This window comes from Massilistercora timonensis (assembly GCF_048354975.1).
GTDB classification, from domain to species: Bacteria; Bacillota; Clostridia; order Lachnospirales; family Lachnospiraceae; genus Massilistercora; species Massilistercora timonensis.
This window is the reverse complement of the sequence record NZ_DBGCJQ010000094.1, coordinates 1-6,190: the sequence shown is the minus strand read 5'-3', so window position 1 is coordinate 6,190 and position 6,190 is coordinate 1. Positions and strand designations below refer to the sequence as shown.

The window sequence follows — 6,190 nt, the reverse complement described above, 5'->3', positions numbered from 1 at the left end:
GACGGCAGCAGGGATCCCGGAGGCGATCGCGGCGGCAGTGCTGGTGATCGCGCTTGGCAAAGTGCTGATCCGTGTATTCCGGAAAATGAATATCGGGATGGCCGGTATCCAGGTGATCTGATAGAAAAATGAGAGGCGGGATATCTGAAAAAAACAGGTATCCCGCCTGTTGTGTGAGGGGGACATAAAAGGATGGGAGAAAAGACAGGAAGAAGAATCTTAATGATGCTGGTGGGTATTTTTTTCATCAGCGTATGCGTAGGCTGTTATCGGTTAAGCGGATTCGGGGTAGACGCATTTACCTGCATGAATCTTGGCATCAGCGGGTTTCTTGACATGCAGTTTGGGACCTGGCAGCTGATCATGAACGGGGTGATCCTGGTTTTTGTATTCGTTACTCTCCGGGAATGTATCGGCGCCGGAACCATTGTCAACATGGTGTGCGTGGGATATGGGGCAGATCTGCTCTGCTGGCTTTTCCTGGATGTGCTGCAGATATCCATGACTATGCCGCTTAAGGTGGGGGCCTTGCTGGCAGGAAGCGTGTTTGCCGGTCTGGGAGTGGCCTTCTATATGACTGCGGAGTTGGGGATCGCGCCTTATGACAGCCTGGCAGTTATTCTGGGGAAAATGCTGCAGGGGAAGGTTCCGTTTCAGTATATGCGGATCTGTACGGATGTGACTGCCATTATCATAGGGGTGCTGTTCTGCCTGGCTTCCGGGGACAGCCTGTGGATGATCATCGGGATCGGCACCATCTGCAATGCATGCCTGAACGGACCGTTGATCCAGTTCTTTCGGACCCGGGTGACAGACCCGATGTTGAAATAAAATTTACTTTCTCTTAACCGATTCCTTACCGGAAACAGATTTCGCTCTCTGTGAGAAGGCAGTAAAATAAAGGAAACTGTCTTTGCGAAGGGGGCTTTTTCATGATTTGGACGATTGTATTTCTTCTTGCCGGCGCGGGGTGCTTAGGCCTGGCAGTCTGGCGCCTGCGCCAGTGGTTTCACAGGAGAAAGGGAATTCGCATAGAGGCCGGCATTGTGGACCGTCGCTACCAGATTCCGGATGACGGAACCGGAATCGTTGATAATAAAGAATGCGGCGCCAGCGTGGATCTGAGTTTTTTCTGGCAGGGAAGAAGTTACCGAAAGGTGCAGGATTATAAAGGGATTCTGTCTGTGCCTGCGCCTGAGGATAAAAGTGTTCCGGTATTGTTCTGGCCGGAAACCGGGGAGTGGGAGCTTTGGACCAGAAAACGTCCGTACTGGCTGTTGCTGTTCCCGGGGGCAGTTTTCCTGATCGCTACCGGGATTGCCCTGCTCATTGGCGGGGAGGGTTTTGCTCCCATGTTGGGCAGCTTTCGGTACGATGAGCCCAATCTGGTGGGGCAGCTGGTCTATGGGACCGGCTCCGCGCTGGGGATATGCCTGTGTGCCGCGGCCGGGATCGGGCTGGCGCCATATGCGCTGGGACCGATCTTTGGTCCGTTCATTTTTGGATTGCGCAAGAGCGCCGGTATGCTGGAGCAGCTGGAAGCCAGATGTATCATGATCATCCTGGATAATTATGACAGCGATGGAGGCTGGAGGTATCCGGTCTTTTGCTATGCTACGCCGGAAGGTCCGCGTTACTGGCGGACCAAACGGGATACTACTGCCAAGAAAATCCAGGTCGGTCTGCCTTGTCCGCTGTATCGGAACCGGCATACCGGCGAGATCTGCCTGGAGCCGGGACTTATCGATGCGATAGACGTGCCCTTCGCAGTGATCCGGCTGGCGCTGGGAGGCGGATTCCTGCTGCTGTGGTTCCTGATCTGTCTGGCGGGTCTGTGGAGTGTGTGGATGAGTCTGTAATGGTGGAGTATCAGAAAGAGAAATAAAGAGGAGGATGAAAGATGAACAAGGTATTAGAAGCGATGAAAGAAAGAAGAAGTATCCGCAGTTTCAGGCCGGATGCCGTGCCCCAGGAACTGCTGGATCAGATTATGGAAGCAGGCTTTTACGCGGCAAATGGCAGAGGAAGCCAGAACACGATCATCATCCAGGTGACGAAGAAGAGTGTTCGGGATGAAATCGCGGAGATGAACCGGAAGATCGGCGGATGGGATGAGGGATTCGATCCCTTTTACGGCGCTCCGGCCATGCTGATCGTCCTTGGCAAAAAGGACTGGCCGACCCATGTATATGATGGAAGCCTTGTGATGGGGAACCTTATGCTTGCCTGTCATGAATTGGGTCTGGGAAGCTGCTGGATCCACAGGGCGAAGGAAGAATTTGAAACGGAATGGGGCCGGAATCTGTTGAAATCTCTTGGGATCGAGGAGGAATATGAAGGGATCGGACACTGCGCGATTGGGTATGTTGCGGGCGAGTATCCCAAAGCCCCGGAAAGAAAGGAAAACAGACTTTTCTATATCAGGGAAGAGTAACATTCGATTTTCTGATGTGCAAAAAGTCCTGGAAGATGGAAAGGAGAGATAGTATGTATAAATATCCTGTTATTTTATATTGGTCTGATGAGGACAATTGTTATGTTACGTCAGTTCCTGATTTGCCTGGATGTATGTCAGATGGAAAAACCCCTGTCGAGGCCATCGAGAATACTCAGAAAATTATTGGCGAGTGGATTGAAACAGCACTTGAAGACGGGGAATCAATCCCTGTTCCGTCCTCGTATAAAACATTAACTATATAATATATAAAAACCCCCGGGAAGCCGTTATCTGCCGGCTTCCCGGGGGTTTTCTTCAAGCAGGGGATGAGAGAATCGAACTCCCGCCAAAGGTTTTGGAGACCCCTATCATACCACTTGACCAATCCCCTGTATGCACTTGTGCACTAGACATTTATACCATATCAGAGGCGAATTTGTCAATCATTAATCGTAAAAATCCACGTTTTATTTTCCTGAAAAGGCTTTTTGTTGATTTTTCTACATCTGTAGAATATAATAATTCTACAGATGTAGAATTTGTTTTTCAAACCTAATTTTCAAATAGAAATGAAGGGAGGCGACACCTGATGAAGAAAATGACTCATCTTCCGGAAAGTGAACTGGAGATCATGCAGATCATCTGGGCAGAACCTGCGCCCGTATCCCGGATGACCATTGAGCAGGCGCTGGAAAAGATCCATCCTCTTGCCCCCACGACTATCCTGACTCTCCTGACCCGTCTGTGTGAGAAAGGATTTTTGTCACTGGAAAAAGAGGGACGGACCAATCTCTACCGTCCTCTGATCAAGCAGAAAGATTACCTGGCGTCAGAAAGCCGCTCCTTCCTGGACCGGATGTTTGGCGGATCGGTAGCCGGATTCGCTACTGCTCTGTGCGACAGCGGAATTGACAAAGAGGATCTGGAAGAACTGCGGAAAATGCTGGAAAAGGAGGTGTTCTAAATGACCGACTTCATGCTTTTTTTCCTGTTTCGCCTGTTCTGGGCCTTGTTTCTTGGTTTTGCACTGACAGGATCTCTCAAAAGTACCTGGAATGCCGAACACGGACGAAAGGGACCGCTATGGGGGTTTCGAAGCGACAACAATACCGTTGTCTTTCTGGATCCTCTGGTCCTCCCGCTTTGCATCGTCTTTTACATTAGCTTGTGCCTTCTGTTCTTCGGATGGGAAAAAAGCCGGGGCTACATCTTCAGTCTGGGCGTAGATCTGTTTTTCTTTATCAGCGTCTATTTTGTCCTGGTGTTATTTCTGCTGCCTGTTTTACGGACCCGATACACCGCCAGAACCTGCGCCACATTCTGGGTGATACCGGTATTCCTGTTTTATCAGCCAACTGTTATTTACAACTATGATCACCTTCCCCTGCCGGTCAGACCTGTTTTTTACGTGCCTCGCGCCGTTATCTATACCCTTCTTCTGGTCTGGCTTGGTGGATTCGCGCTGCTCTTTGCCTGGCAGGTTTTCTCCCATCTTCGCTTTTCCAGAATGCTGAAAACACATTCCCATCCTGTGGAAGACTTAGAAATTCTCGCTATCTGGGTCCGGGTAAAGCGTGATCTGGAAATCGGAGATCTGACCCGCCCTCTGGGACTTCGCTTCAGTCCCGTGATCCGCACGCCCCTGACCATCGGCATGTACCGTTCCAACTGGATAACCTACCTTCCGGAACGGGATTATTCCGAAGAGGAAATGGAGCTTATTTTTTCCCATGAACTCCACCATATCCAGAGGCACGACACCCACACCAAATTTTTCCTGGGGTTTGTCAATGCCCTGGGCTGGTTCCATCCGCTGGTCTGGCTGGCAGTGAAAAAAGCAGAAGAAGATCTGGAGCTGTCCTGCGACGAGATCGTTTTAAAAGATGCCGACCCTTCTACCCGGAAAAAATATGCAGAACTTCTGCTCTCCATTGCCGGCGACGGCAGGGGGTACACCACCTGTCTCTCCGCTTCTGCAAAGACACTCTGCTACCGGCTGAAATCCACAGTTTCTGCCAGAGAAAAGCGGTTGGGCCTTCCTCTGCTTTTCCTTACAATTATAATCAGCAGCTTGTTAATGGGAAATGTAAATCTTTCCACAGACCGTGGAAAGATGACGGAAGTGACAGGGCTGACCAGTGCAGACGTTGCAGAAGCAAGCTTTTATCCGGAAGGGACAGATCATCCGGAAGCGGAGATCCCTCTTGCGGACCCGGAATCCGTCTCCCGGTTCCTGAGTGAACTGGAGATGGAAACATACCTGACAAGCTACGGCGAAGCGAACACCGCGGATACTCCGACTTTGTACGGCATTTTATCGGAAACAGGCCAGTCCTTTTTCTTAACGGAGGACTGTCTGACTATCTACGAAGTGGCCGATCATAAGCTAAGTTCCAGGCAGTACCATGTAACCTGTCCGCCCCAGTGGTCTAGGATAACAACAGGGCCTCCCCGGACAGGACCAGCAGAAACAGAAGATTCCAGAAAGTAAAGATCAAAAGGAACCGTCCCCTGCTTTCCGGATAATCCCGGGTAAAGATCTTATAGGATATAAGGCTGGCAAGAGAAGCGATCAAAGTTCCCAGGCCGCCCAGGTTCACGCCGGTCAGCAGAGCGGAAAAATCTTTACTGAACCCGGATAACAGGATGGCTGCCGGAACATTGCTGATCATCTGGCTTGCCAGAACGCCGGTCAGCAGTTCTCTGCCTGCCACCAGTTCCATCAGAAGTTCACTGATCTGCGGGATCCGTTTCATGTTTCCCACAAAAATAAAGAAAAACAAAAAGGTCAGCAGAAGAAAATAGTCCACTTCCAGGTAAAGACGCTTATTGACCACTCCGATCACTACGATCACCATCAGCAGGACCGGTATATAATTCAACACATGAAACACCACAAGAAGACATAAAATTAATAGCATTAGAAACGGGAAAATTTCTTTTATAATTTCTTTTCCTGTTTTTTTCTTCTTTTCCCGTATTTCCAGATCCATCAGAGGCTCGTCTCTTCCTGCCATCACCGCCGCCATCAGAAGCCCCAGGGAAAGCCCGGCATAGGGAAGGACCGCCAGGGCAAATTCTCCCATGGTAAGTCCGGAGATGGAGTAGAGATAAAGATTCTGGGGATTCCCGATGGGTGTGGCCATGCTGCCCAGATTTGCCGCGATGGTCTCCAGTACCACCAGCTTTACCAGCCGGTCCGTCTCCCCGATCATGCGGAACACCAGCATGGTGAAGGGGACGAAGGTGATAAGAGTCACGTCGTTGGTGATAACCATGCTGCTAAGGAAACACAACAGGACCATCACTGCGGACAACGCCCGGATACTCCTGGCCCTGCGCAAAAGGAAATGGCCCATTCTGGCGAAGACGCCTTTGGACTGAAAGCCGGCCACAATGATCATCAGGCAGAATAATAAGGCAATGGTCCGGTAATCCGGGTAGGCAAGATACTCCCCGTCCGGCGTCACCAAAAAGGCGGAAAACACCGCCAGAAAAAAGGCGATGCAGCACACCGTCTCATTTTTCCAGATGTTCTTAAGAATCCTCATGTATCTGCCTCCGTAAAATCTGTGGACACAGGCTGAAGATCACGGGAGGATTTTGGAGAATTTCACCCCGTTTTCTCCACGGATGATTTCCAGGATCTTATCCTGCGGATATTCCATATGATTTTTCAGTCCCAGTATTATTTTGTCACAGTGGGCGCCGGTATGATGAAAGCGTATTTCCTTTACTTCCAGCCCTTCCCGG

8 protein-coding genes and 1 tRNA gene are annotated in these 6,190 nt (G+C 50.3%); 6 read left to right on the top strand and 3 right to left on the bottom strand.

Going from position 1 to position 6,190, the window contains the following annotated elements; genetic code table 11:
- Positions 1 to 192: 192 nt before the first annotated feature.
- The 4 genes from ACML7B_RS08370 to ACML7B_RS08355 all read left to right on the top strand — a co-directional run bounded on the left by ACML7B_RS08370 (position 193) and on the right by ACML7B_RS08355 (position 2,700).
- The gene (locus ACML7B_RS08370; RefSeq protein ID WP_346708739.1) at positions 193 to 831 is read left to right on the top strand and encodes a hypothetical protein; all 639 of its coding nucleotides are present in this window, start codon (positions 193 to 195) and stop codon (positions 829 to 831) included.
- Positions 832 to 932: 101 nt separating this feature from the next.
- Positions 933 to 1,859: a hypothetical protein gene (locus ACML7B_RS08365; RefSeq protein WP_346708738.1), complete on the top strand. Its 927-nt coding sequence runs from the start codon at positions 933 to 935 to the stop codon at positions 1,857 to 1,859.
- A gap of 41 nt (positions 1,860 to 1,900) precedes the next feature.
- Entirely contained in the window at positions 1,901 to 2,434 is a 534-nt protein-coding gene (locus ACML7B_RS08360) for a nitroreductase (protein ID WP_418540561.1), read from the top strand.
- Positions 2,435 to 2,487: 53 nt separating this feature from the next.
- The gene (locus ACML7B_RS08355) at positions 2,488 to 2,700 is read left to right on the top strand and encodes a type II toxin-antitoxin system HicB family antitoxin (protein ID WP_346708736.1); all 213 of its coding nucleotides are present in this window, start codon (positions 2,488 to 2,490) and stop codon (positions 2,698 to 2,700) included.
- A gap of 57 nt (positions 2,701 to 2,757) precedes the next feature.
- Here the strand turns inward: ACML7B_RS08355 and ACML7B_RS08350 are convergent.
- Positions 2,758 to 2,828, bottom strand: a tRNA-Trp gene (locus ACML7B_RS08350).
- Between the two features lie 198 nt (positions 2,829 to 3,026).
- Here ACML7B_RS08350 and ACML7B_RS08345 point away from each other — a divergent pair.
- Positions 3,027 to 3,401 carry a BlaI/MecI/CopY family transcriptional regulator gene (locus ACML7B_RS08345; RefSeq protein ID WP_204909734.1) on the top strand — a complete coding sequence of 125 codons (375 nt, stop codon included), beginning with the start codon at positions 3,027 to 3,029 and terminating at the stop codon, positions 3,399 to 3,401.
- Between the two features lie 318 nt (positions 3,402 to 3,719).
- Here ACML7B_RS08345 and ACML7B_RS08340 read toward each other — a convergent pair whose 3' ends face one another.
- Positions 3,720 to 3,929 (bottom strand): hypothetical protein, encoded by a 210-nt coding sequence (locus tag ACML7B_RS08340; protein WP_418540564.1) that lies wholly within the window; start codon positions 3,927 to 3,929, stop codon positions 3,720 to 3,722.
- Here ACML7B_RS08340 and ACML7B_RS08335 point away from each other — a divergent pair.
- Positions 3,846 to 4,928, top strand: coding sequence for a M56 family metallopeptidase (locus tag ACML7B_RS08335; protein ID WP_418540563.1), 1,083 nt, complete (start codon positions 3,846 to 3,848; stop codon positions 4,926 to 4,928). The two genes, ACML7B_RS08340 and ACML7B_RS08335, sit on opposite strands and share 84 nt — an antisense overlap.
- On the opposite strand, the gene ACML7B_RS08330 is transcribed toward ACML7B_RS08335, so the two are convergent.
- Positions 4,867 to 5,988, bottom strand: a complete 1,122-nt coding sequence (locus ACML7B_RS08330; RefSeq protein WP_418540559.1) for an SLC13 family permease — start codon at positions 5,986 to 5,988, stop codon at positions 4,867 to 4,869. The genes ACML7B_RS08335 and ACML7B_RS08330 overlap by 62 nt on opposite strands.
- Positions 5,989 to 6,190: the final 202 nt, after the last annotated feature.

Excerpts from the sequence above, each read along its gene's own strand:
- ACML7B_RS08370 (WP_346708739.1), top strand. The coding sequence starts at position 193 with ATGGGAGAAAAGACAGGAAGAAGAATCTTAATGATGCTGGTGGGTATT.
- ACML7B_RS08365 (WP_346708738.1), top strand. The coding sequence starts at position 933 with ATGATTTGGACGATTGTATTTCTTCTTGCCGGCGCGGGGTGCTTAGGC.
- ACML7B_RS08360 (WP_418540561.1), top strand. The coding sequence starts at position 1,901 with ATGAACAAGGTATTAGAAGCGATGAAAGAAAGAAGAAGTATCCGCAGT.
- ACML7B_RS08355 (WP_346708736.1), top strand. The coding sequence starts at position 2,488 with ATGTATAAATATCCTGTTATTTTATATTGGTCTGATGAGGACAATTGT.
- ACML7B_RS08345 (WP_204909734.1), top strand. The coding sequence starts at position 3,027 with ATGAAGAAAATGACTCATCTTCCGGAAAGTGAACTGGAGATCATGCAG.
- ACML7B_RS08340 (WP_418540564.1), bottom strand. The coding sequence starts at position 3,929 with ATGGGAGAAAACCTGCCAGGCAAAGAGCAGCGCGAATCCACCAAGCCA.
- ACML7B_RS08330 (WP_418540559.1), bottom strand. The coding sequence starts at position 5,988 with ATGAGGATTCTTAAGAACATCTGGAAAAATGAGACGGTGTGCTGCATC.